The sequence below is a fragment of the Kordiimonas sp. genome (genome assembly GCF_048264555.1).
Classification (GTDB): Bacteria; Pseudomonadota; Alphaproteobacteria; order Sphingomonadales; family Kordiimonadaceae; genus Kordiimonas.
In genome coordinates this window covers 168,019-191,892 of record NZ_JBLXCX010000003.1, presented here as the reverse complement: position 1 = coordinate 191,892, position 23,874 = coordinate 168,019, and the positions used below count along the sequence as shown (strand labels likewise).

20 protein-coding genes are annotated in these 23,874 nt (G+C 56.0%); 12 read left to right on the top strand and 8 right to left on the bottom strand.

Going from position 1 to position 23,874, the window contains the following annotated elements:
* The first annotated feature begins 26 nt into the window (after positions 1-26).
* The 3 genes from gcvPA (at position 27) to ACN0XZ_RS10650 (ending at position 4,221) form a co-directional block, all read left to right on the top strand.
* On the top strand, positions 27-1,376 hold the full coding sequence (gene gcvPA / locus ACN0XZ_RS10660; protein ID WP_417457739.1) for an aminomethyl-transferring glycine dehydrogenase subunit GcvPA: 1,350 nt from the start codon (positions 27-29) through the stop codon (positions 1,374-1,376).
* Positions 1,376-2,908, top strand: coding sequence for an aminomethyl-transferring glycine dehydrogenase subunit GcvPB (gcvPB, locus tag ACN0XZ_RS10655; RefSeq protein WP_417457738.1), 1,533 nt, complete (start codon positions 1,376-1,378; stop codon positions 2,906-2,908). Before gcvPA ends, gcvPB begins: the two co-directional genes overlap by 1 nt.
* A 113-nt stretch (positions 2,909-3,021) precedes the next feature.
* Positions 3,022-4,221: an EAL domain-containing protein gene (locus tag ACN0XZ_RS10650; RefSeq protein WP_417457737.1), complete on the top strand. Its 1,200-nt coding sequence runs from the start codon at positions 3,022-3,024 to the stop codon at positions 4,219-4,221.
* Here the strand turns inward: ACN0XZ_RS10650 and ACN0XZ_RS10645 are convergent, their stop codons facing one another.
* On the bottom strand, positions 4,222-4,848 hold the full coding sequence (locus tag ACN0XZ_RS10645) for a TetR/AcrR family transcriptional regulator (protein ID WP_417457736.1): 627 nt from the start codon (positions 4,846-4,848) through the stop codon (positions 4,222-4,224). It abuts the gene before it with no gap.
* A gap of 196 nt (positions 4,849-5,044) precedes the next feature.
* Here ACN0XZ_RS10645 and ACN0XZ_RS10640 point away from each other — a divergent pair, with 196 nt between their 5' ends.
* The 4 genes from ACN0XZ_RS10640 to ACN0XZ_RS10625 all read left to right on the top strand — a co-directional run bounded on the left by ACN0XZ_RS10640 (position 5,045) and on the right by ACN0XZ_RS10625 (position 8,814).
* Positions 5,045-6,013 (top strand): HlyD family secretion protein, encoded by a 969-nt coding sequence (locus ACN0XZ_RS10640; RefSeq protein ID WP_417457735.1) that lies wholly within the window; start codon positions 5,045-5,047, stop codon positions 6,011-6,013.
* Complete coding sequence (locus tag ACN0XZ_RS10635; protein ID WP_417457734.1) at positions 6,010-6,942, top strand: ABC transporter ATP-binding protein; 933 nt, start codon at positions 6,010-6,012, stop codon at positions 6,940-6,942. Before ACN0XZ_RS10640 ends, ACN0XZ_RS10635 begins: the two co-directional genes overlap by 4 nt.
* Positions 6,939-8,072, top strand: a complete 1,134-nt coding sequence (locus tag ACN0XZ_RS10630) for an ABC transporter permease (protein WP_417457733.1) — start codon at positions 6,939-6,941, stop codon at positions 8,070-8,072. The genes ACN0XZ_RS10635 and ACN0XZ_RS10630 overlap by 4 nt, the downstream gene beginning before the upstream one ends.
* Before the next feature lie 64 nt (positions 8,073-8,136).
* Entirely contained in the window at positions 8,137-8,814 is a 678-nt protein-coding gene (locus tag ACN0XZ_RS10625; protein WP_417457732.1) for a nitroreductase family protein, read from the top strand.
* 98 nt (positions 8,815-8,912) lie between these two features.
* Here the strand turns inward: ACN0XZ_RS10625 and ACN0XZ_RS10620 are convergent, their stop codons facing one another.
* Positions 8,913-9,506 carry a MarR family winged helix-turn-helix transcriptional regulator gene (locus ACN0XZ_RS10620; protein ID WP_417457731.1) on the bottom strand — a complete coding sequence of 198 codons (594 nt, stop codon included), beginning with the start codon at positions 9,504-9,506 and terminating at the stop codon, positions 8,913-8,915.
* A 180-nt stretch (positions 9,507-9,686) separates the two neighbouring features.
* On the opposite strand from ACN0XZ_RS10620, the gene ACN0XZ_RS10615 reads away from it, so the two are divergent.
* Positions 9,687-10,784: a PA0069 family radical SAM protein gene (locus tag ACN0XZ_RS10615; protein WP_417457730.1), complete on the top strand. Its 1,098-nt coding sequence runs from the start codon at positions 9,687-9,689 to the stop codon at positions 10,782-10,784.
* 63 nt (positions 10,785-10,847) lie between these two features.
* Here the strand turns inward: ACN0XZ_RS10615 and putA are convergent, their stop codons facing one another.
* Complete coding sequence (gene putA, locus ACN0XZ_RS10610; protein WP_417457729.1) at positions 10,848-14,012, bottom strand: bifunctional proline dehydrogenase/L-glutamate gamma-semialdehyde dehydrogenase PutA; 3,165 nt, start codon at positions 14,010-14,012, stop codon at positions 10,848-10,850.
* A 263-nt stretch (positions 14,013-14,275) separates the two neighbouring features.
* Entirely contained in the window at positions 14,276-15,385 is a 1,110-nt protein-coding gene (locus tag ACN0XZ_RS10605; RefSeq protein ID WP_417457728.1) for an NADH:flavin oxidoreductase, read from the bottom strand.
* A 185-nt stretch (positions 15,386-15,570) separates the two neighbouring features.
* Here ACN0XZ_RS10605 and ACN0XZ_RS10600 point away from each other — a divergent pair, with 185 nt between their 5' ends.
* A complete protein-coding gene (locus ACN0XZ_RS10600) occupies positions 15,571-16,122 on the top strand; it encodes a glutathione peroxidase (RefSeq protein ID WP_417457727.1) in 552 nt (183 codons plus the stop codon).
* Positions 16,123-16,143: 21 nt separating this feature from the next.
* On the opposite strand, the gene ACN0XZ_RS10595 is transcribed toward ACN0XZ_RS10600, so the two are convergent.
* The 3 genes from ACN0XZ_RS10595 to ACN0XZ_RS10585 are packed head-to-tail and all read right to left on the bottom strand — an operon-like array spanning position 16,144 to position 19,141.
* The gene (locus ACN0XZ_RS10595) at positions 16,144-17,004 is read right to left on the bottom strand and encodes a 23S rRNA (adenine(2030)-N(6))-methyltransferase RlmJ (RefSeq protein ID WP_417457726.1); all 861 of its coding nucleotides are present in this window, start codon (positions 17,002-17,004) and stop codon (positions 16,144-16,146) included.
* Positions 17,005-17,024: 20 nt separating this feature from the next.
* The gene (locus tag ACN0XZ_RS10590) at positions 17,025-18,257 is read right to left on the bottom strand and encodes an NAD(P)/FAD-dependent oxidoreductase (protein ID WP_417457725.1); all 1,233 of its coding nucleotides are present in this window, start codon (positions 18,255-18,257) and stop codon (positions 17,025-17,027) included.
* Entirely contained in the window at positions 18,254-19,141 is an 888-nt protein-coding gene (locus ACN0XZ_RS10585; protein WP_417457724.1) for a phytanoyl-CoA dioxygenase family protein, read from the bottom strand. Before ACN0XZ_RS10585 ends, ACN0XZ_RS10590 begins: the two co-directional genes overlap by 4 nt.
* Before the next feature lie 188 nt (positions 19,142-19,329).
* On the opposite strand from ACN0XZ_RS10585, the gene ACN0XZ_RS10580 reads away from it, so the two are divergent.
* Positions 19,330-20,559, top strand: coding sequence for a DNA recombination protein RmuC (locus ACN0XZ_RS10580; RefSeq protein WP_417457723.1), 1,230 nt, complete (start codon positions 19,330-19,332; stop codon positions 20,557-20,559).
* A gap of 741 nt (positions 20,560-21,300) precedes the next feature.
* Here the strand turns inward: ACN0XZ_RS10580 and ACN0XZ_RS10575 are convergent.
* The gene (locus ACN0XZ_RS10575; RefSeq protein WP_417457722.1) at positions 21,301-21,774 is read right to left on the bottom strand and encodes a PAS domain-containing protein; all 474 of its coding nucleotides are present in this window, start codon (positions 21,772-21,774) and stop codon (positions 21,301-21,303) included.
* Between the two features lie 99 nt (positions 21,775-21,873).
* Between ACN0XZ_RS10575 and ACN0XZ_RS10570 the strand changes: the two genes are divergently transcribed.
* Both ACN0XZ_RS10570 and ACN0XZ_RS10565 read left to right on the top strand, forming a co-directional pair.
* Positions 21,874-22,524: a ribonuclease HII gene (locus tag ACN0XZ_RS10570; protein ID WP_417457721.1), complete on the top strand. Its 651-nt coding sequence runs from the start codon at positions 21,874-21,876 to the stop codon at positions 22,522-22,524.
* A 166-nt stretch (positions 22,525-22,690) separates the two neighbouring features.
* The gene (locus ACN0XZ_RS10565) at positions 22,691-23,806 is read left to right on the top strand and encodes a site-specific DNA-methyltransferase (protein ID WP_417457720.1); all 1,116 of its coding nucleotides are present in this window, start codon (positions 22,691-22,693) and stop codon (positions 23,804-23,806) included.
* Positions 23,807-23,874: the final 68 nt, after the last annotated feature.

Sequence of the window (23,874 nt, the reverse complement as noted above, 5' to 3'; positions counted from 1 at the left end):
GATACGTGATCAAAGGAGCCAGTTGCATGCGCTATCTGCCGCTTACGGCCGCCGACCGGCAATCAATGCTGGAAAAAATCGGTGTTCGGCATATTGATGATTTGTTCAAGGACGTCCCAAATGATGTGCTGAACCCCGAGATTGACCTTCCTCGCCACAAGGCAGAGATGGAAGTTGAGCGCCACCTCTCAAGGATGGCAGCCAAGAACACCTCGGCGGGTAGTGTGCCATTTTTCATTGGGGCAGGGGCGTATAAGCACCATGTTCCGGCAACGGTTGATCACCTGATCCAGCGCGGTGAGTTTCTGACAGCATACACGCCGTATCAGCCAGAAATTGCGCAAGGAACCCTTCAGTATATTTTTGAGTTCCAGACCCAGGTTGCACAGCTGACCGGCATGGATGTGGCGAATGCCTCCATGTATGACGGTTCAACCGCAACCAGTGAAGCCGTGATGATGGCGCGCCGCGTAACGCGCAAGAAAAAAGCGATTCTGGCGGGCAGCCTGCACGCGCACTACCGCGCTGTGGTTGAAACCACCACGCAGTACACGGACGATGTCATTGTTGCCCAAGCGCCAAACCCCGCGGACCCTGAAGCCGAACTGAAAGCCGTTATCGATGCGATCGATGACGAGACAAGCTGCGTTGTGGTGCAAAACCCGGGTGTGTTTGGCCATGTGCTTGACCTGACACCAGTGGCGGAAGCCGCGCACGCGAAAAAGGCGCTGTTGATCGTTGTGGTGACTGAGGTGATGAGCCTTGGCCTTATCAAAAGCCCGGGTGAAATGGGCGCGGATATTGTGGTTGGTGAAGGCCAGTCTATCGGCAATGGTCTCAATTTTGGTGGTCCATACGTTGGGCTTTTTGCCACCAATCAGAAGTTCGTGCGTCAGATGCCCGGTCGCCTGTGTGGTGAAACAGTGGACGCGAACGGCAAACGCGGTTTTGTGCTGACGCTATCAACCCGTGAGCAGCATATCCGCCGGGAAAAGGCGACCTCCAACATCTGTACAAACTCTGGCCTGTGTGCGCTTGCCTTCACGATCCATATGAGCCTTCTGGGCGAAAAGGGTTTGCGCGGTGTTGCAAAGGTTAACCATCGGAATGCGATTGCACTCAAAAACGCGCTGGCGTCCGTTGCTGGTGTTGAAGTGCTGACGAGCGCCTTCTTTAACGAGATTGCTGTGAAACTGTCCAAACCAGCGTCAGGTGTGGTTGATGCGCTCGTTGGCAAGGACATCCTTGCGGGCGTTCCTGCGTCACGCCTTTATCCGGGTGCAGGGCTTGATGACGTGTTGATTTTGGCTGCGACGGAAACCGTAACAGCCGACGATATTGCAGCGCTTAAGAGCGCGCTTGAGGAGGTGCTCTGATGTCTATGAATAGTCAAGGACGGCCAACTGCCGCGACCGGTGGTGGTGAGAGCGCCCAGTTTGAAAGCTTCTCTGGCCATGTAGGGCTTCGCCTCGCAGAACCGCTGATTTACGAGCTTGGCACCACCAAAACCACGGGCGTGGATTTTGAAGAGCTTGATGACCTTGAGCTTGCCGTTGGCGGGCTTGAGCGCACGAGTGAGATCGGGTGCCCCGGTCTCGCGGAGCCTGACGTTGTGCGCCACTACACCCGTCTGAGCCGCCGCAACTACGGCATCGATATGGGTGTCTTCCCGCTCGGCTCATGCACGATGAAGCATAACCCGCGCCTCAATGAAAAAATGGCGCGTCTTCCAGGGTTTGGCGATATTCACCCGCTCGCACCTAAACGTGCCGTGCAGGGTGCTTTCCAACTGATGGACGAGCTGAGCCACTGGTTGATGACGCTCACCAACATGCCTGCCGTTGCGCTTAGCCCAAAGGCGGGTGCACACGGTGAGCTTTGTGGTGTTATGGCGATCCGTGCTGCACTTGAAGCGCGTGGTGACGCGCGCGAGATCATCCTTTGCCCGGAATCCGCGCATGGCACCAACCCCGCAACAGCGGCTTTCTGCGGCTATAAGGTCAAGTCAATCCCGGCCAAGGATAACGGCAAGGTTGATGTGGAAGCTCTCAAAGCAGCGCTTGATAATACCGTTGCTGCGGTGATGCTCACGAACCCAAACACTTGTGGTTTGTTTGAAACCGAAATTCGTGAGATTGCGGACGCTATCCATAAAGCGGGCGCTTTCTTCTACTGCGACGGGGCGAACTTCAACGCCATCATGGGCAAGGCGCGCCCGGGCGACCTCGGCGTAGACGCCATGCATTTTAACCTCCATAAAACCTTCTCCACACCACACGGTGGTGGCGGCCCCGGTTCCGGCCCGGTTGTTTTCTCCGACGCGCTTAAAGCCCATGTGCCAGTGCCTTATGTGGTAAAAACGGCGGACGGTTTTGATCTCGTGGAAGATATTGACGATGTCTCCATGGGGCGCCTGACAGCCTTCCATGGCCAGATGGGCATGTATGTGCGGGCGCTCAGCTATATGCTGAGCCACGGCGGTGACGGTATCAAACAGGCTGCAGAAGACGCGGTTCTGAATGCGAACTATGTGCTGGCGTCCCTCTCTGACGTGATGACGGCATCGTTTGACGGGCCTTGCATGCACGAAGCACTGTTTGATGATCGTTTCCTTAAGGACACAGGTGTCACCACGCTTGATTTCGCGAAAGCGATGATCGACGAGGGCTATCACCCCATGACCATGTATTTCCCGCTTGTTGTGCACGGTGCAATGCTGATTGAGCCGACAGAGAGCGAGAGCAAAGCAAACATGGATCAGTTTATCCGGTCCATGCGCGGGCTTGCGGGGGCCGCAAAAGCTGGCGAAGTGGAGCGCTTCTCCGGCGCGCCATATCATGCACCTTGGGGCCGGCTGGACGAAACACAGGCCGCGCGGCAGCCTGTGCTTCGCTATAGTTCAGAATAGCTATTTGATACATTAAATCAGTAACTTGATCACCCGCCCTTTGGCGGGTGGTTTCGTTCTTGGCCCATTTTCTCTTTAGTGCTAGCTTAAAGCGCGATGAGGGAGGACTATTAGTGAGTAAGCGCATTCTCGTTGTTGACGACTCGGCCACGATGCGGGACCTGTTGACCCAGTATCTGCTGTCTCCGGGCTATATGGTGGCGGGCGCTGAAAGCGGCGTCCAGGCGCTTGATATCCTTAAAACCGAACAGTTTGATGTTATTATCACTGATCTGGCCATGCCGGAGATGGACGGTTTTGGCCTTATCAAGGAAATTTCAGAGCTTGAGTCAGACCCCGGCGTCATCCTGCTGAGCGGCCATGAGGCGCGCATGCTGCAGTCTGCCCGTGATATGGCACTTGCCTATAGCGTGAACCTTCTTGGTACGCTCACAAAGCCGGTGAACAAGGAACTGCTCCTGTCCATGCTGAGCGATGTGGCGGATTCGCGCGCAAAGGGCCGGTCCGGGTCTGAAACGGTGCTCGCTGAAGGGGAGTTCATGCGTGGGCTCATGACCGATGGCCTGTCGCCTGTATTCCAGCCCAAACTTAACCCAAAAACGGGTGAGCTAGTGGGGGCGGAAGTGTTCGCGCGCTGGCGGGCGCCCACGGGTGGTTATCTGGGGGCGGGTGCTGTCATCAAGGCGGCGCAGGAAAAGGGGCATATGGATGTGCTCACCTACCGCATGCTGGAGCTTGCGATGCAGCAGCAAGGCCGCTGGCGCAAGGATGGGCTTGAGGTTGTGCTTTCCATTAACGTAGCAAGCGATAACCTGCGCAAGGCAGATTTCGCGGATGTTGTCTCCGGGCTGACGGACCAGTTCGAGGTAAAGCCCTCCATGGTTCGGCTTGAGGTGACAGAGGCTGATCTGGAGATCGACGCCAAGGTGCCGCTAGACGTGCTTTCAAGTTTGAATGCGCGTGGGTTTGGCATTGCGCTGGATGACTTTGGTGCCGGCTTTGCCTCCCTCGTACGGCTCAAGGAAATTCCGTTTGATGAGCTGGTGATCGACCGCATGTTCATTGGCCGCGCGACGGAAAACCACGTTGCGCGCACCGTGCTGGAAGCTGCGATCGACCTTGCCCACAAGCTCAACCTCAAATGCGTATGTGAGGGTGTTGAGAACGAAGATCAGCTCAAACTTGTTCGGGATATGGGGGCAGATTCTGTGCAGGGGTACTACCTCGGCAAGCCTATGTCCGCGGATGAATTTCTTATCTGGTTTGAGGACTACCGTGACGGTGTCGTCAAGATATCCGGCATTGGTGACTGATTAGCCACCAACACCCCGATAGAAAAGCCTGAGCGCATCTTCCCTAAACTTGATCATGTCTTCATCACTGAAGGGTGTTTCTTTAAACACACCACTCAGGGGGGCGACAACAAACGGGTATATGAGCATGCCCATGGTAAGCACCACATGCCTGAGCTCATCGGCGTCTGCGCGCATGCGGCCTTTTTTCTTTTCTTCCGCGAACAGCCCTAGCCATTTCGCAGCCACGCGCGGTGCGTAGGTCGCGGAAAAATACTCCCTCAGCTGCCCGCCCTCCATAATCACTTCCCGCAGCATCAAGTGCGGCACCCAGCGCCGCGCGAGGATATGCTCATGGAAAGTGACAACCCACTCTTCAAGTGAAGAGGGGGTGTCCAGCTTGTCCATCAACGGTTTGAAGGCATTGTCGAATACTTCGCGAAGCAAGCCGTCTTTGCCATCAAAATAATAATGCACCATGGCGGGGGTGACGCCTGCCGCTTTGGCGAGATCGGGGATCTTGGTGCCGCCATAACCTTGGCGCGAGAAAATTGGGCCAGCAACGTCCACAAGATGCGCGCGGCGATCCTTGTTTTCGTTTTCTTTGGGGCGACCAACGCCGCGCTTTTTCTTGTGTTCTGATGTCATGTTTCTAAATTAATTGACTAATTAATTAATTTCAAGCATATAATGCATCAACCGAGTCCTTCAGCGAGGAATTCGTGCATGGCGATAGATGACCTGAATGGCGGCGCCAACAATCACTCAGTGGATATGCGGGTGAGCCTCTTGGGCACGGCCCTGTTCATGCGGTCACGATCAAAAAGAACGAGAGAGGGTGTAGATGAGTATCGCAAAGCGACTGGTGGGTTTGCTTATTGCCGCAGCGGCGGCGGGTGCAGCTTGGTACTATAATCAGCTTGATGTGCGCGAGGGCATCTACACTGGCTATGTGGAAGGGGAGTATATTTTGCTCGCGGCCCCGGCGTCCGGCGTGCTGAAAAGCCTTGATGTCCAGCGCGGCATGCGTGTTGTACCGGGGATGCGGGTGTTCTCGCTTGACACGACCGCAGCAGAAGCTGACCTTGCGCAAGCTCAGGCCGCTCACGAAAAAGCCGTTGCCGAACTTGCAGATATGGAGAAGGGCGCGCGGGTCGAGGAACTCAGTGTGCGGTCTGCCGAAATTCAAGAGGCCGAGGCTGCTCTTAAGAATGCAGAGCTGGAGCTGGTTCGCCAGCAGCAACTTGAAGGCAGTACAGCTGCGGTCGAAGCGCGGCTTGATGCGGCTCGTGCTGCGCGTGACCAGGCAAAAGCGCGGGTCGCAGCGCTCAGAAGCGCGTTTGAGGTTGCGAATCTGCCCGCACGTGCTGACCGGCTGGATGCTGCGCGTGCCGCCCTTGGTGAAGCACAAGCCAATGTCGTAAAGGCAGAACGCAGGCTTAAGGAGATGGCGCCAGAGGTGCCTGCATCCGCCATGGTGCAGGATACATATTATCAGCCGGGCGCGTGGGTGCCCGCCAACAAGGCGGTGGTGTCGCTCTTGCCTGATGATAAACGCAAGCTTCGGTTTTTTGTGCCACAGGCCGATGTAACCAAGCTTTCTGTTGGCACCAAAGTCGCCTTCTCTTGCGACGGCTGCGTTCAGGGCATGACGGCATCTGTCAGCTTCATAGCGCCTGAGGCTGAATATACGCCGCCTGTTATCTATTCGGCGGAAAGCCGCGAAAAACTGGTTTTCCTGATTGAGGCGGTGCCGGACGGGGATACCCTCTTGCCTGTAGGCCTGCCGATTGAGGTGGAGCGCCCCGAATGAATACGGGCGCGCAACTGGCCATCGACGTTTCGGGGCTCGTGAAGATATTTGACGACCGCCGGGTGGTTGACGATTTCTCCATGCAGATACCGGAGGGCAAGATATTCGGCTTTCTCGGGCCAAACGGTAGCGGGAAAACCACCACGCTCAGGATGCTGTGTGGCCTCTTGACCCCGGACGAGGGGCAGGGCACATGTTTGGGGCTTGATCTCCGCGCCGAAGCGCCGCTCATCAAGCGGCAAACCGGATATATGACCCAGAAGTTCAGCCTGTATCAGGATCTCACCATTCGGGAAAACCTCGAGTTTGTCGCGCGTCTTTATGAGATGGATAACCGCAAGGATCGTGTGGACACGGCACTTAAGGACCTGGGGCTTTGGGGGCGCCGGGACCAGCAAACCGGTGCGCTGTCAGGCGGGTGGAAACAACGCCTGGCACTCGCGGCGTGTATTCTTCATGAGCCAAGGCTTCTGCTTCTTGATGAACCCACAGCGGGTGTTGACCCCAAAGCCCGGCGCGAGTTCTGGGATGAAATCCATACGCTGGCCTCAAACGGGATCACCGTTCTTGTGTCCACGCACTATATGGACGAGGCGGAGCGCTGCCATGAGATTGTGTATATAGCCTACGGCAAGCTTCTGGCGGCGGGCACAGCCGAAGAAATCATCGGGCAAACCGAGCTTTTCACCTGGCGTGCGCATGGCTATGAGGCTGACCGCTTGGCACAAAAACTTCGTGGTAAGGAAGGGATCGCATCGGCAGTAGCATTTGGGGCTAACCTGCACGTCAGCGGGACGGATGAACGCGCGCTTGAGGCGGCCATCGCGCCCTATAGGCAGGGTCATAACCTCAGCTGGCAACAAACCAGCCCCACCCTTGAAGATGTGTTCATTCATCTGACCTCTGGCTCACAGGATAATTTCTCATGAGGCGGCCATTCTCTCTCCTCCGCTTGGGCGCAATGCTGATGAAAGAGTTCAACCATATGCGTCGCGACCGCGCGACCCTTGGCATGATGATGGGGGTGCCGCTTATCCAGCTTGTGTTGTTCGGTTTTGCCATCAATACAGACCCCAAGGCGCTGCCAACAGCCATCTATTCGGCGGAAAGTACGGTTTATACACGCGCATTTACGGCGGCGCTTGTGAATACGGGCTACTTCAAGGTGGTGGTTGAGGCAGACGGCGCGGACGTAGACCGCATGTTAACCCGCGGGCAGGTGCAGTTTTCTGTTACCATCCCGCCTAATTTTTCGCGTGACCTTGTGCTTGGCAATCGGCCTGAAATTCTGGTGGAGGCTGACGCGACTGACCCCGTAGCTACAGGAAGCGCGATCAGTGCCTTGCAGCAGCTCAAGCTTTCCGCGCTGGAGCGTGACCTTGCAGGCGTAGATGTAACCCCCGCGCCCGCGCCGCCGCCTTTTGATGTGGTGGTACACCGGCGCTATAACCCCGAAAATATTACGCAGTATAATATCGTGCCGGGGCTGATGGGCGTTGTGCTGACGATGACGCTTGTGATGATCACCGGCCTTGCCGTCACGCGGGAGCGTGAGCTGGGCACGATGGAAAACCTCCTCGCCATGCCGGTCAGGCCGTCCGAGGTGATGCTGGGCAAGATAACCCCTTATGTGATTGTGGGCTATGTGCAGGCGAGCATTATCCTCGCGGCAGCGGTGCTTCTGTTCAACGTGCCGTTTGAGGGCAGCATATTACTGCTCTCGGGCGCGACAATCCTGTTCATGATCGCCAATCTTGCAGTTGGGTTTACGTTTTCTACCATCGCGCAAAACCAGTTGCAGGCGGTGCAGATGACCTTCTTTTTCTTCCTGCCGTCGCTCCTGCTCTCAGGGTTTATGTTTCCTTTCAGGGGCATGCCGGTGTGGGCGCAGACCATTGGTGAAGCGCTGCCGCTTACTCATTTTTTGAGGATCGCGCGGGGTATTCTGCTCAAGGGCAGTGAGTTTCGTGACATCCTGCCAGACCTCTTTGGTATCTCGGCGTTTGTTGTTGTCGCAGCGATGATTGCCCTGATGCGGTATCGTCAGACGCTCGATTAAATATTGCATATGCAATATTATTGAGATATTGCTCAAGGCATAGCCAATGCAGACGGAGCAATATATGCAGCCTCACGATAATATCCCGCTACCCGATTATCAGGAGTATCCGGTTGAAGAAATGCAGGCGCGGGCGCAGGCCTTTTACGGCGAGATGCGCCGCCGCCATACGGTGCGCGAGTTTTCTGATCGGGCTGTACCACGTGAGGTTATCGAAGATTGTTTGCGCACCGCCGGCACAGCGCCCAGCGGCGCCAACCACCAGCCGTGGCATTTTGCGCTTATTGGCAACCCGGAGATAAAATATCAGGTGCGGCTGCGGGCGGAGCAGGAAGAGCGCGGCTTTTATGATGAGCGCAAGGCGGGCGAAGAATGGCTGGATGCGCTCGCGCCTCTCGGCACTGATTCCAGCAAACCCTACCTTGAGCACGCGCCGTGGCTGATAGCGATTTTTGCACAGCGACGTGGCGGTGTGGAAGTTGGGATGGAGCGGAAGAACTATTATGTGTCGGAATCCGTTGGGATCGCTACCGGCTTTTTGATCGCCGCCCTTCATAATGCCGGGCTTGCCACGCTCACACATACGCCTAAGCCCATGAATTTCCTGAATGAAATTTGCGAGCGCCCAGAGCATGAGCGAGCTTACATCTTGCTGGTGGCGGGCTATCCGGCGGAAGGGGCCACCGTGCCCGTGCACGCAACCATCAAGAAGCCGTTTGAGGATATCGTTTCCGTCTTTTAGGTGTGGCGAAAGTGTGCGCGAAACTGTGGCGGGAGTGTGCGCGTTTCTGCGGCGTAAGTGCGGCCTACGTGTGGCGTGTTTTCGCCACACCCTTCATCTCAGGTGTCGAGGCCCTTACGGTACCAGCGGATCAGCTCTTTCTGGTCGGCAGGTAGATCGTCACCCTCCTGCACGCGGTCGAGCGCATACTGGGCCATCAACTGCTCGGCCTTGCTTTCAATCCGCGCGAGCATATCACAGAGCTGCACCTTCTCATTTTCGGTCAGCACCTCATCGAGCAGGTTGGCTCGTTTCTCCACAGCGCTGGAGATCAGCCCATATACCCGCTCCCCCTCCGTTGTCAGGATCAGGTTTTTCGCGCGCTTGCTGGTGGGCACCGGTTCAAAGTCCACAAGCTTCGCCTGGCGTAGCGCCTTGACGGCGCGGCTTACGGTGTAGCTGTCCATCCGGCTCTGGTAGGCGATGTCGGCAGATTTGATCGGCATGTAGGAGCCGATATTGATCAGCACGCGCATCTCCCGGACGTCGAGATCAACATCCTGACGAACGCTGAGGTCGCGGTTAAGAGCCAGCAAATTGCTGGCCGTTGCGATACGGAAAGGCACGTGGGACATCAAATCCAGCGGATTTTTGATGCGGTCTGTCAGCTTGAAGTAGCGCTTACGCGCGGGCGGCAGATCATATTTGTTCATGAAAGCTATGTATCAGTGGTTTGCCGGTTTGAAAAGCCAACTTTTAAATTGGGCCATCTCTATCTCGATGAAAACAATGGCTTAATCCGCCATGAAAGCGCCATTTAGCGCCAGTAAAATATCATTTGTTCACTTTTTGTTCTTATGTTAAAATAAGGCATGGAAACGAGAGATAGACAAATGCAGGTTCAGAATTCACCGTGGCTCGTGCGGGGGCGCGGGGCTGTGTCCAACTCATCCGGCCGGTTTGAAAAACTGAGCCGCGAGCAGGTGTCTGACGGTTGGTTGTCGGATATAGGTGAAAGTCAGGTAAGGACAGAAGTGCGGGAGGAAAATGCCAAGCATATCCTCACCCGCAACAAGTCGCCAGATATCCCGTTTGACAGGTCAATCAACCCATACAGGGGGTGTGAGCATGGCTGCATTTATTGTTTTGCGCGCCCGACCCACGCCTTTATGGGCCTGTCGCCGGGCCTGGATTTTGAAACCAAGCTATTTGCAAAGCCAAATGCGGCGGAGCTTCTGAAGGCAGAAATATCCAAAAAAGGGTATGAACCCAAGCCGATTGCCATGGGCACCAATACGGACCCTTACCAGCCGATTGAGAAAGACCGGCGCATAACGCGTGAGATTCTGAAGGTGATGCTGGAGTATAACCACCCGGTTACAATCCTCACCAAGTCAAGGCTTGTGGTCCGGGATATGGACCTGATCGTACCGCTTGCCGAAAAAGGGCTTGTGCGGGTTTCCCTTTCGGTCACCACGCTTGACCGCAAGCTCGCGCGGCTTCTGGAGCCACGGGCCAGCACGCCCGTCAGGCGGCTGGATGCCATCAAGCTGTTGTCGGACGCAGGCGTGCCAACAGGCATGATGTTCGCGCCGGTTATCCCGGCCCTCAATGACCATGAGATGGAAGAGGTTCTTGCTGCCGCAGCACACGCGGGCGCGAAACAGGCCAATTATATCCTGCTCAGACTACCGCTGGAGCTTGGCGGTTTGTTTGAAGAATGGCTGTCAGAACATTACCCGGACAGGAAGAGCAGGGTGCTGAACCGGCTTCGTGAAATGCGCGGGGGTAAAGTGAATGACCCGCGTTTCAAACACCGCATGAAAGGCAAGGGGCTTGAAGCTGAGCTTCTTGATCAGCGCTTCAAGAACCTGTGCCGCCGTCTGGGCTTCAATAAGGAAAAAGAGATGCTGAACACGGATGATTTCCGTGCGCCTGTGCTTCAGGGCGGCCAGTTTAACCTCTTTGACAAATTTGGTGCCCCACACTAGGGCAGCCCATTAGCAAAAAGGCCGGGATGTCCCGGCCTTTTGTTTGATCACTTTGAGACGCCCTTACGCGCTTTCGTCCATGCTGAACAGTTCAGCATTGCCGCCAACAGCGGCGGTGTTGATTGTGAGCGTATGCTCTGCCGCGAAGCGGAAGAGATAGTGCGGACCGCCAGCCTTTGGTCCGGTGCCTGAAAGACCCTCACCACCAAAGGGCTGCACGCCAACAACAGCGCCCACCATGTTGCGGTTGATATAGGTGTTGCCGATGCGGGTTTTGGTGAAAAGCTCCGCCCAGCGGCTTTCAAGGCGTGAGTGAATGCCGAAGGTAAGGCCATACCCAGTGCCGCGGATCTGCTCAATCACCTTGTCAATCTCACCGGCCTTGAAGCGCAGGATATGAAGCACAGGGCCGAAGACTTCCTGTTTAAGCTGGTCAAGGCTATTAAGCTCAAAGATATGCGGCGCGAGGAAGGTGCCTTTCTCGGCCTCCTCAGTCATCTCCAGCTTGGCAACAAGGGTTGCTTCCTCTTCCATGCGGGCGCAATGCTCTGCAAGGCGGGTGCGGGCTTCCTCATCAATGATCGGGCCAACATCGGTGGTGAGCTTGGCCGGGTCACCGAGCACACGCTCCTTCAGTGCACCCTTGATCATATTGATCACCTTGTCGGCTACGCTGTCCTGCACAAACAGTACGCGAAGTGCAGAGCAGCGCTGGCCAGCAGAACCAAAAGCCGACTGGATAACATCATCCGCCACTTGCTCAGGCAACGCAGTGCTGTCAACGATCATGGCGTTCTGGCCACCGGTCTCGGCGATCAGGGGCACGATGGCGCCGTCGCGGTCCGCGAGGGTACGGTTGATGATTTTTGCGGTTTCTGTGGAGCCCGTGAAAGCAACGCCCGCGATGCGTTCATCTGCCACAAGCTTCGCACCCACACGGGCACCGTCGCCAAGAAGAAGATGCAGGATATCCGCAGGCACACCAGCTTCATGGAACAGTTTTACAGCGTGATAGGCCACAAGCGGCGTCTGCTCAGCCGGCTTGGCGATTACAGCGTTGCCTGCCGCTAGCGCTGCCGCAACCTGGCCCACAAAGATTGCGAGCGGGAAGTTCCACGGCGCAATGCAAAGGAAGGTGCCACGGCCGCCGAAATAAAGCTCGTTCCGCTCACCGGTTGGCCCAGGCAGGGCAACAGGGGCGCCAAAGTGTTCTTCAGCACGGGCGGCATAGTAGCGGCAGAAATCGACAGCTTCACGTACCTCTGCGATCACGTCGCTCAGAGTTTTGCCTGCTTCCCGCACGAGAAGGTCGGCAAAGAGGTCACGGTTGTCTTCAATGGCGTCCCCAACAGCGCGCAGGATATCAGCGCGGGCGTTGCCGCCAATGGCGTTCCATGCCTGCTGCGCGGCGACGGACTTTACGGTCGCCGCATCGATATCCTCATCACGGGCTTCGCGCCATGAGCCGACAACCTCACTGGTGTTGGCGGGGTTCAAAACATCCGCCGGGTTGTCGCCTACATCCTTGCCGCCAACGATGCTGGCACAGGCATAAGTGTGGGTTTTGCGTTCATCAAGCGCACGCATCAGCGGGGCATACTGGCGGCTGTCCATCAGGTTGCAGCCTTTGGAGTTTTTACGCTCAGCGCCAAAAATATCATCCGGTGTCGGGATCAGAGTATGGCGCAGTGCTGGCGCACACTCGATAGAGGTGATCGGGTCGCCCGCAACTTCTTCCACCGGTACATCGGCATCCATGAAGCGGTTTACGAAGCTTGAGTTCGCGCCGTTTTCGAGAAGCCGCCGCACGAGATATGGTAGCAGGTCTTCATGCAGGCCAACAGGTGCATAGGTGCGGGTGCGGATGGCTTTGCCAGCTACGCGGCCCGCAGCCTTATAGAGAAGTGCGCCCATGCCGTGCAGTTTCTGGAATTCAAAGCGTTTGTCGCCCGCCATGGCGGAGATGGCGGCAATGGTATGCGCGTTGTGGGTCGCGAACTGAGGGTAGATGGCGTCATCAGCCTCAAGCATGCGGGCAGCCGTGTAGAGATAGCTGATATCCGTCGCTTGCTTGCGGGTGAAGACAGGATAGTCCTCAAGCCCCAACTCTTGCGCGTGTTTGATTTCCGTATCCCAGTAGGCGCCCTTGACGAGGCGAACAGCGAACTTGCGACCGTTTTCACGGCCCAGATGCACCAGCCAGTCAATCACATAAGGCGCGCGTTTCTGGTAGGCCTGCACAGCAAGGCCTAGGCCTTCCCAGCCCGCAAGGTCTTTATCTGACGCGAGCGCTTCAATGATGCGGAGCGAGATATCAAGCCGGTCCGCTTCTTCGGCATCAATGGTCATCTGGATATCGTAAGACTTGGCCTTAAGGGCCAGTTCTTTCACGCGCGGCAGCATCTCGGCCATCACGCGGTCGTTGTTGGCCTCGTCATAGCGGGGGTGAAGGGCTGAAAGCTTGATGGAGATGCTGGAGCGGTCATGCGGGTCAGCGCCGTCATCTTTTGTGGCGGTGCCCACAGCATCAATGGAGGCTTGGTAAAGCTCATAATAGCGGTCGGCGGTCGCCATGGTGCGCGCGCCTTCGCCCAGCATGTCAAAGCTCATCATCTTATGCTCTGGCGGCTGTTTGGCCTGGCGGCTAAGGCCTTCCTTGATGGTGCGACCGAAAACAAACTGGCGGCCCATGATCTTCATGGCCTGGTTGACAGCTTTACGGATAACCGGCTCGCCTGTGCGGGCCACGAGGGATTTCATCCACTGGCCGGGGTTTTTGGTGATGGTGCGGTCAAGGCGCACAACTTCACCGGTAAGCATCAGCGCCCATGTGGAAGCATTGACAAAAAGACTGTCAGAATGGCCTTTGTGTGACGCCCAGTTGCCGGACTGTATCTTCTCGGAGATAAGTTTGTCCTGTGTTTCCACATCCGGCACGCGAAGGAGCGCTTCCGCGAGGCACATCAGCGCCACGCCTTCCTGGTTCGACAAGCCAAATTCCGCGAGAAAGGCATCAAGAGTGCCTTGTTCTTCTTTCATGGCGCGGGACTGCGCAACGATAGCGGCGGCTTTAACCGCAATTTCTTCCCGGCTTTCAGTGTTCAGGGGGAAATTGTCGATAAGCGAGCGAACGGTTTTCTCTTCGTCTGCGAGAAACGCGTTTTTGAGCGCTGTCATTGCAGCTTTACGGCTTGGTGCCGGGGCGGGGCTGATGCGAAGCTTGGCCATATTTGGTTCCTTCTACCACACTTCGATTGAAATCTTATTTTGTATACAATCCCTCAGGACCTGTATCCCCTCTAACGCCAGAAAAAAACGCTGGGAAGGAGATTTTATGTTGCAGTGCACAAAGTGAGAGAAAGTCTAACATATCTGCGGTAGAAAGGCAGAATTTGGCAGCAGAATTGTGCCGGGTTTGTGCTCAAAATATGAGATTCTATAAAAAAGGCGACCGCAGGGGCCGCCTTTTGTTTTCCTGATTTTGGTGCCGGTTACGCGAGCTTGGCCAGCAAGTCCTTGGTGTAAGGCAGGATTTCGTCGTGCTGCTCGGCTTTCACCTTATTGGCCCAATCCGGGTTCGCGATCAGCGCACGGCCAACGGCCACGAGGTCAAACTCGTTGTTTTCCATACGGGCAACAAGGTTTTCAAGGCTGGCAGGCTTGGCCTCCAGGAACCCTTGTGCGCCCTCTGCGGTGAAGGCTTCATCAAGCCCCACACTGCCTACGGTGATGGTAGGCTTACCGGTGAGCTTTTTGGTCCAGCCCGCGAGGTTCAGATCGCTGCCTGAAAATTCGCTTTCCCAGAAACGCCGGGTTGAGCAGTGGAAAATATCCACGCCCGCAGCGGTCAGCGGTTCAAGGAACTGCTCCAGCTCCAGCGGGTTGTTGGCAAGCCGCGCGTGATAATCCTGCATCTTCCACTGAGACCAGCGAAGCACGATCGGAAAATCGGACCCTACACGGGCGCGAATTGCCTTGATGATTTCGACTGCGAAACGAGTGCGTTCCACCCGGTTGCCGCCCCACTTGTCGGTGCGTTCATTCAGGTCACCCCAGAAGAACTGGTCAATCAGGTAACCGTGCGCGCCGTGAATTTCAACACCGTCAAAGCCCGCGGCCTTGGCGTCGGCTGCGGCCTGAGCAAAAGCGTCGATCACATCGGCGACATCGCTCTCGCTCATCTCATGGCATTTTTTCTTGCCCTTGGCGACAAGGCCTGAAGGGCCATAGCCGGGCACTTCCGGGTCCGGCTCAATGCCGGGGCGGCGCACAGCGCCTACATGCCAAAGCTGGGGCATGATTTTGCCGCCTTCCTTGTGCACGGCCTCAGCTACCTTCTTCCAGCCAGCCAGTGCCTCTTCACCATAGAAGAAAGGCACATTGGGGTAGCCGCTGGCGGCCTTGTGGCCAACGCAGGTGCCCTCGGTGATGATAAGGCCCACGCCACCTTCGGCGCGGCGGCGGTAATACTCGATATTCAGGTCGTTGGGTACGTTGCCGGGGGAAAAGGTCCGGGTCATTGGGGCCATCACAACCCGGTTTTCAAGATGCAGGTTCTTGAGGTCAAACGCTTTAAAGAGCGGCGCATGGCTTGCCGTCATCAATACTTCCTTCATTGTGCCAGGCTTGGCCTGGGGTGATATTTGGCTTCGCATGGAAGTAGGGCCTGTTGATCTGGTTTCAAGCCATGGCCGTAGAGATGGGAAGATCACCTTTGCGTTAGCGCGCTTCCTTTAGGCGGGAGAGCAAGGTATATCTGGGCGATAATTTGGCGGAGGAACAAAGAATGCAGTTTAAATCGATTGTAGCAGCAGCGGTTATTTTGATGGGGTCCGTGGGCGCACATGCCGCGAGCGCAACCTCAGCGTATGATTTCACGCTGACCTCCATCGAGTTCAAGGAAATGCCGATGGCCCAATATGAGGGCAAGGCCGTGCTTCTCGTGAATACAGCGTCTTACTGTGGCTATACCCCGCAGTATAAGGGCCTTCAGGCCTTGTGGGACGAATACCGCGACAAAGGCCTCGTGGTTGTGGGCGTGCCCGCCAATGATTTTGGTGATCAGGAGCCGGGGTCCGAGCGCAATATCAAAAATTTCTGCAAGGTGAACTTCCAGGTGGATTTCCCGATGACCAAGAAGATGGTGGTCAATGGCGGGGAAGGTAATGCGGAGATTTATAACTGGCTCGCGGAAGAGCTGGGCGAAGATAGCCGCCCGAAGTGGAACTTCCATAAATATCTGATCGGCAAAGACGGTAAGCCGGTGGCTTATTTTACCAGCAAGGTAACCCCGGAATCAGACGAGCTGAAAGCGGCGATTGACCAAGCGCTTCAATAAGCACCTGATCCTTGTAAATGTTTAAAGGAGGGCCGCTGAACCGACAGTTGGCCCTTTTTTAATAGAGTGGCTGCCAAGCCCCTCACCGAACATCAGCGTGGTGATCTCATCCATCGCAACCGCGAGCTTCTCCTCAAACCCTTGTGGGGCGTTGAAGATCATCAGCCCGGTGCCGATCATGCCGCGACGGTCTGCCACATCAGGCGCCATCAGAAGCGATTCGAACACAGCATTACCACCGAGTGAAAACAGCGAGCGCACCATCTGTTTGTGCCGTTCATCCGGCAGGATGGGATACCAGACCACAAAAACACCGTTGGGCCAGCCGCCGAGTGCTTTCATGAGTGATCGTGGCACGCTGCGATAGTCTGTCTTCACTTCATAGGCGGGGTCGATGAGCGCCACCCCGCGCAGGTGATGCGGATATTTAAGCCGTGACAGCATCTCAAAACCGTCCTGCTTGCGGATGTCCACACTTTTGAAGGCCGAGAAGTTCTCCTCAAGAACACGGTGCTCGGTCGGGTGCAGCTCCGTCAGGAACATTTTGTCACCCGGCCGCATGAAATGGTGGGCGATGGAGGGTGAGCCGGGGTAGGCGTGCTCGCCATGTTCCTTGCGGAAGGTCTCGATCAGGTCCAGGTAGCGCGCAGGCGCACGTTTGTCGTTTTGAGGCTCATCAATTGCGGAGACCCCCATCTTGTGCTCGCCGGTTTTCTCGGCTTCCGGGCTTGAGAGGTCATAGATGCCGCGACCGGCATGGCTGTCATAAAAGCTGAAAGCGCCGCTATTTTCTGCAAAGCCTTCAAGCAGCAACATCAAGGCGAGATGTTTGTGCACGTCGGCGATATTGCCTGCGTGATAGGCGTGCTGATAACTGAGCATGAGAAGCGCTTTCTTATAGCCTAGGAACCGAGTATCTCGGCGGCAATTTCCTTGAACGGACGACTATCGTCCTTGAGCATATTTTCGTCGACATTGACGCCAGCGGCAATGATTTTTTTGGCGTTCATAAACTCCGCGATACGGCCAACACAGTCGGCGGCCAGCATGCGCCCTTCTTTCAGGTAAAAGAATGCGGTGGAGCGTTCCTCCGGGGAGCCGCGGGTAACAAGGGTATCATACCCCTCCGAGAGGCCCGCTATCTGGAGCTTGAGGCCATATTGATCCGACCAGAACCAGGGCAGCGCGTCATAGGGCTCATCTTCCCCCATGATGTGAGAGATTGCCACTTTCGCCTGATCCACAGCGTTCTGGACAGATTCGAGCCTCAGCCAACGGTCGTAATGCGTATTGTGGTGCCAGGTTACATCGCCAACCGCGTAGATATCCGGGTCGCTTGTCTGGCAAGTGGCATTCACGGTGATACCTGCGGGGGTGGTCTCAAGCCCGGCGCCTTCTGCGAGGTCTGTGTTGGCGATAAGCCCGATACCGGCCACAACCATGTCAGCCTCAAAGCGCGAGCCATCGGCTGTCACCACAGCACCGGCGCGGTCATTGCCTTCAATCTCCGTCACCATCTGGCCGGTGTGAATGTCAACACCTTCCGCGCGGTGCAGGGCGGTGTAAAACTCAGAAACCTCAGGGGCTACAACACGCTGCAGGATGCGGTCTGCGGCTTCAAGAACGGTAACCTTCTTGCCTGCTTTGCGGGCGACAGCCGCGACCTCTAGCCCAATATAGCCGCCGCCGATGATGACAATGCTGCGGGCCGTGTTGAATTCACCGCGCATGCTGTCCGTGTCTGTCATTGTGCGTACATAATGCACGCCGGCGAGATCATGGCCGGGGCAGGTGAGGCGCCGCGCGTGCCCGCCAACTGCGAGGATAAGCTTGTCGTATGCGAGCGTACTGCTGTCAGCAAGAGTGACAGTGTGCGCTGACCGGTCAACTTTGGTGGCGCGCAGCCCAAGCTTCAATTTGATGCCCGCGCCTTCATAGGCCTGCTCCCGAAGGATTGGCAGCCTGTCAGCGCTGATCTCGCCAGACAGATACATTTTGGACAAGGGCGGGCGCTGGTAGGGGACAACCGGTTCATCGCTTACGAGCGTCACATCACCCTCAAATTTCTTCATGCGAAGGGATGTCGCCAGTTGGGCGGCCGCGTGGCCGCCTCCGATGATCACGATTTTGCTCATGCGTCAAAGCCTCTAAGGGGCAGATAGTCTGGCCGTCTGAGCCAGTTGTCTGCCGGGTAGTCAGCCGCGCCGTCTACCACATGCAGGGTATAAGCGTGGCGGGATTTGCTTGACCTGTTAGCAGAAGACATGTGCGGGAACAATCCACCAAAGACCAGAACCGTACCTTGCGGTGCGGGCAGGGGCACTTTTTTGTCTTCCTCAAAGGGTGTCTCGTCCAGCACTTCGGTAAGCGTGCCATCATCATCTGGCTTGCGGCGGAATACAGACCGGAGCCCGCCGGTTTTATGCCCGCCCGGTATGCCCCACAGGCAACCGTTTTCCTCCGTCGCGTCTTCAAGCGCAACCCAAAGCCCCAGGCAACTGTTGGGCTCTGTGCGCAGGTAGGTTGCGTCCTGATGGCAAACCACTTCGCCACCAATTTGGGGTTGCTTGAAAATATACATGGATTGGAGGGGTAGCGGCTCTTTCTGCTCAAGCCCTTCGCAGATCAGCCTGAAAACCTCCTGCCGCGCGAAATGGTCAAACACGGGGTCAAGGTCATGCATGGCGTGGCCCACTTTGTTGAGTGCGAGTGGCAAGGGTTTCGAGAGCTCGCCGTCCGCATCAAACGCTTCTTCCTCGAAGAAGAAATGGGTGCCAAAGCCTGAATCGAGAAAATATTGATAGACGTCCAGCGTGTGAGCCTGGGTTTTGGAGGAAAAAACCGCCTTATGTTCGCTAGCGTCAAAACTGTCGACCATCTCGGCCATACGGTGCATCAGGCTCTTGCAAGCCTTGGGGCTGATCAGCCCATCCAGTACCAAAACACCATCCCGCTCAAAGGCTTCACGCATTTCTGGTGTGATGCCCTTAAAGTCTCTCGCATCAAAACGAGGTATCATCTCCTGCTCCTGAAAGGCCTTCGCCCGCCGATTAGACACCTGTCTCACGGAGGTTGATTTAGGCAACGGCCCGATGAGAGATACGAAGCATATGCGCCCACTATCGTCAAGCTTTTGCAAGCGCCTTGCATGCTGTCATGCACTGGGTTAGTGGAGGTAAGGTATTTGAGCGATCGGGAGCATATAGGGTGGGTTTGGAAACAATGGTAATTGTCGGCTTTGCCGTATTGGCCCTCCTTGGCGTGGTGCTGCTGGTCAAGCTGTTTGGCCTCAGTAAGTTACTGGATGACGGGGAAGCCCAAAACCAGTTGATCCGCATCGAGACCCGAATCTCTGACATGACCCGACAAGCAGCCGAGCGTGAGAAAGCCATCCGTGATGAGTTCCGCACCAATCGGGAAGACCTTACCAAAGCCGTCACGCTTCTGGGTGAGACAGTGCGCACACTTGGCACCAATCAGGCCAAAGACCAGCAACAGTTCCGCGACAAACTTGACGAGAAGATGAAAGAACTGCGCACCGAGAACAGCCAGAAGCTGGATGAGATGCGCAAGACGGTGGACGAGAAGCTTCAGACAACCCTTGAAAAACGCCTGAGCGAAAGCTTCAAGACGGTATCCGAGCGGCTGGAGCAAGTGCACAAGGGCCTTGGTGAGATGCAGACGCTGGCGACAGGTGTGGGTGACCTCAAGCGCGTGCTGACAAATGTGAAATCACGCGGCACCTTTGGTGAGGTGCAGCTTGAACTGTTGATTGAGGATGTGCTGACGCCCAACCAATATGTTGCCAACTATGACTGTGGCCGCAAAGGCACCCATGTTGAATTTGGCATTCGCATGCCGGGCACGGATACGGAGGTTTACCTGCCCGTTGATGCCAAGTTCCCGACCGAGGATTATGAACGCCTTTTGATGGCGGTGGAGACGGGCGATACGGACGGCATTGCCGCCATGCAGAAATTGCTGGCGAACCGGGTAAAAGGCTTTGCGAAAGATATCGCGGGCAAATATATTAACCCGCCGTATACCACACCGTCGGCGATCCTGTTTTTGCCAACCGAGGGCCTTTACGCGGAGATGCTGCGCATTCCGGGTTTTGTGGAAAGTTTGCAGCGTGAGTTCAGCGTTACAGTAACCGGGCCAACCAACTTCCAGGTATTGCTCACCACCTTCCGCATGGGCTTCCAGCAGATGGCCATGCAGGCGCAGGCGCAGGAAGTTTGGAAAGTGCTTGGCGCGGTTAAGGGTGAGTTCGAGCGCTACGGTGACCAGATCACCGCCATGGGCAAGAATGTTGAGGCCATGGAAAAACATATCGAAAAGCTGGGTACGCGCCGGAACCAGATGCTGCGTGCGCTCAAGGGCGTTGAAGCAGTAGAAGACGGTACGGTTTCTGCCCTGCTGGGTGACGACGACTGATGAATGTGGGGCATCGCCACCCGTTTGCACGATCTGGTTAGTCTGCCAAAATTTTCAAATTTTAGATAATTCTGCCGTGCTTGTTAGGGCCTTGTGAACGCTTGTGTTCTGGGCCCAACCCTCAATTGTGGCTGAACCATGGCGTCATTTGCGATGAACGGTGCGATAAATGAGGTGGGCACCATTGAAAGTTTAGGGGCATGCCATTAGATTAAGACTGTAGCCGGGAGCAAAGACTCCACCAAATAAAACGGCCACGACACGACAGTCATAAATGCCAAAAATGGCAATAAATATGCTGATGCAGGAATGCATGAAACAGCGAGGAGAATAAGATGTTTACCGAATTTATGCGCGGTGCGAGTGCCTACTCGCCTGCGGGAACCCCGCAAAGTTTAAGCGTTAGAGCTGAGACCCGTACATGGCGCCGCAAGCGTCGGACGGCTCGACTGGCACGCGTCCCCCTTGCCGCCTAAGGCAGAAGTTTTGAACCCGCTGCTGCACTCCAGCTCAAGTCTCTGTGCATTCTAGCGATACGTAGCAGCAGGTTCTGGTCGGGCGGGGGTGTGGACAATACCCCCTGACCCTAGCCCCAAGCGCCCATCCCGGCCCGGCCAACCTTATTTGTTTTGAGTAGGAGCTTACCGAGCTCTGCAATTCTTTCCTAAACCTACCCAAGCACTAAAGGCGTTCCCTCCCCAAGGGGAACGCCTCCTTTCTTTTGGGCTCCGTGAGCTGCCATCAGGTCGGGATCAGGCTATCAACCGCAAGCACAATGATGCGGGAGACAGAGCCATGCACCCCTTCAAACGGGTATAGGTGACCATCGAACCGGTAAACCCTGCCGTCGCTGAGGGTATATTCATCCTGCCGCCTGTTGACGACACGCTCATCAACCGCCTGGTTGAAGTTGTGGATATATTCGTCGTACCGCCCGCCTGTATCAAGCTCATCGAGATACACACCGGTTAGGTCCTTGCCGTAAGCCGCGACAACGGATGTGCCTGCAAGCCTGTAGCGAAAGCGCCGGGGTTTTTCCTCTACCTGCATGAGCGACATATAAGGAAGGGCGTTTTCAGGCACGTCATTGATGTTGAAGTCAATGAAACGCGGCACATCAGCCCCGCGCCGCAGGGAGTTCCAATATTGATCGAAGGCTGCAGCAATAGGGTGCATAGGGCGCTGGTCCGTGCTTGTTTTTGCCTCCTGTACCATGCAGCGGTTCGCCCCAAAGGGTCAAGTCGCTGTTGCGCGAACGCCAGAAGCGCGGCAATAGAGAGGTGATAGAGAACACTATACGAGGCGGACCAGCGAATGGACCTGTTTGATAAAGCTGGGGTGGACCTGAAACCCAAACCCGATTGGCAATTTGAGGCTGCGCTCAAGCGCGGTGGTTTCTCGCCTGTGTGCGGTGTGGATGAAGTTGGTCGTGGGCCGCTCGCCGGGCCAGTGGTGGCGGCGGCGGTAATTTTTGATGAGGCCAATATTCCGGATGGCCTCAATGACAGCAAGAAGCTGAGCGAGAAGCGGCGAGAGACACTTTATGACCAGATCATGGAGCAGGCGCTCTCGGTCTCCGTCGCCCAGGCAAGCGTTGAAGAGATAGACGACATCAACATCCTTGAGGCCGCCATGCTTGCGATGCGGCGGGCGGTTGCTGGTCTTAAAGTAAAACCTGAAGCAGCGCTCGTGGACGGTAACCGGGCGCCGGGGCTTGAAATTCATACGCGTACACTCATCAAAGGGGATGCGAGGTCACTTTCCATCGCCGCGGCAAGCATCATCGCAAAAGTTTTTCGCGATCGTTTGATGAAAAAACTCGGTGAAAAGCATCCGGAATATGGTTGGGCGTCAAACGCAGGATATGGTGTTGCAAAACATATGGCCGCACTAAAGCTTGTGGGTGTGACGCCATTTCACCGGAAATCTTTTGCGCCGATTCGACAGATTCTGAATGAAGAATAGCTTATAACTAGCTGATTCATATCAAAGAATCGCTTGACGCCGAATCGAGTCGGAATCATAATCTCCTCAATAGTTCGCCGAAACTTGAGCAAAAATGCCGCCTAAAATCAGGCAGTTTCGGTCTCTTGGCTCCAGGGACGGGGCCCAGTCGGGACGGAGAAAATTGATGGCTGAAGCAAAAAACGCGACCCGCACGGGTAGCGGGCTAAAAACGCTGCCTGTGAACAAGATTGTTCAGGGCGATTGTATTGATGTGATGAACGCGCTGCCCGAAAAATCGGTCGACGTTATTTTTGCAGACCCCCCCTACAACATGCAACTCAAGGAAACGCTGTCGCGCCCTGATAACAGCAAGGTTGATGGTGTGCATGACGCGTGGGACAAATTCTCAAGCTTTAACGCTTATGACGAATTCACATACCGCTGGCTCGCAGCGGCGCGCCGCTGCCTCAAGGACACCGGCACCATCTGGGTGATTGGCTCTTATCACAATATCTTCCGGGTTGGCACAGCGCTGCAGAACCTAGAATATTGGGTGCTCAATGATGTGATCTGGCGCAAGTCGAACCCGATGCCAAACTTCCGCGGCACGCGTTTCACCAATGCGCATGAAACGCTGATCTGGGCTGCGAAGTCTGCGGACAAGGGCGGTTACACCTTCAACTATGACGCCATGAAAGCCATGAATGACGACACGCAGATGCGGTCTGACTGGGTTCTGCCCATTTGTTCTGGCAAGGAACGCTTAAAGTCCGGTGACAAGAAGGCCCATGCCACACAGAAGCCGGAATCGCTTCTCTACCGTGTGCTGATGTCGTCCACAAAGCCGGGTGATGTTGTGCTTGATCCGTTCTTCGGCACAGGCACCACAGGGGCTGTGGCCAAGATGCTGGGCCGCAACTATATCGGCATTGAACGCGAGACAGATTACATCAAGGTTGCGCGGGAGCGGATCGCGAGTGTTGAGCAGCTTGATGATGAGGCGCTTGGTTACACGGAAAGCAAGCGTAGCCAACCGCGTGTTCCATTCGGCTCCATTGTTGAGCGTGGTTTGATCACGCCAGGCACAACGCTTTATGACAGCAACCGCCGTTATGCTGCCCGTGTGCGCACAGATGGCACACTGATTTCCGAGGCCGAGAAGGGCTCAATCCATAAAGTTGGTGCGAGTGTTCAGGGCGCACCGGCCTGTAACGGCTGGACCTTCTGGCACGTTGAGAAAAAAGGTGAACTGCTGCCGATTGATGTTTTCCGTCAGCAGGTACGGGCGGAGCTGAATTAGGCTTTCGTTCTCGATATTGGCTTATGCTATGGCTGCACGCGACCGCACCCTGGGCTGTATTCCGGGGG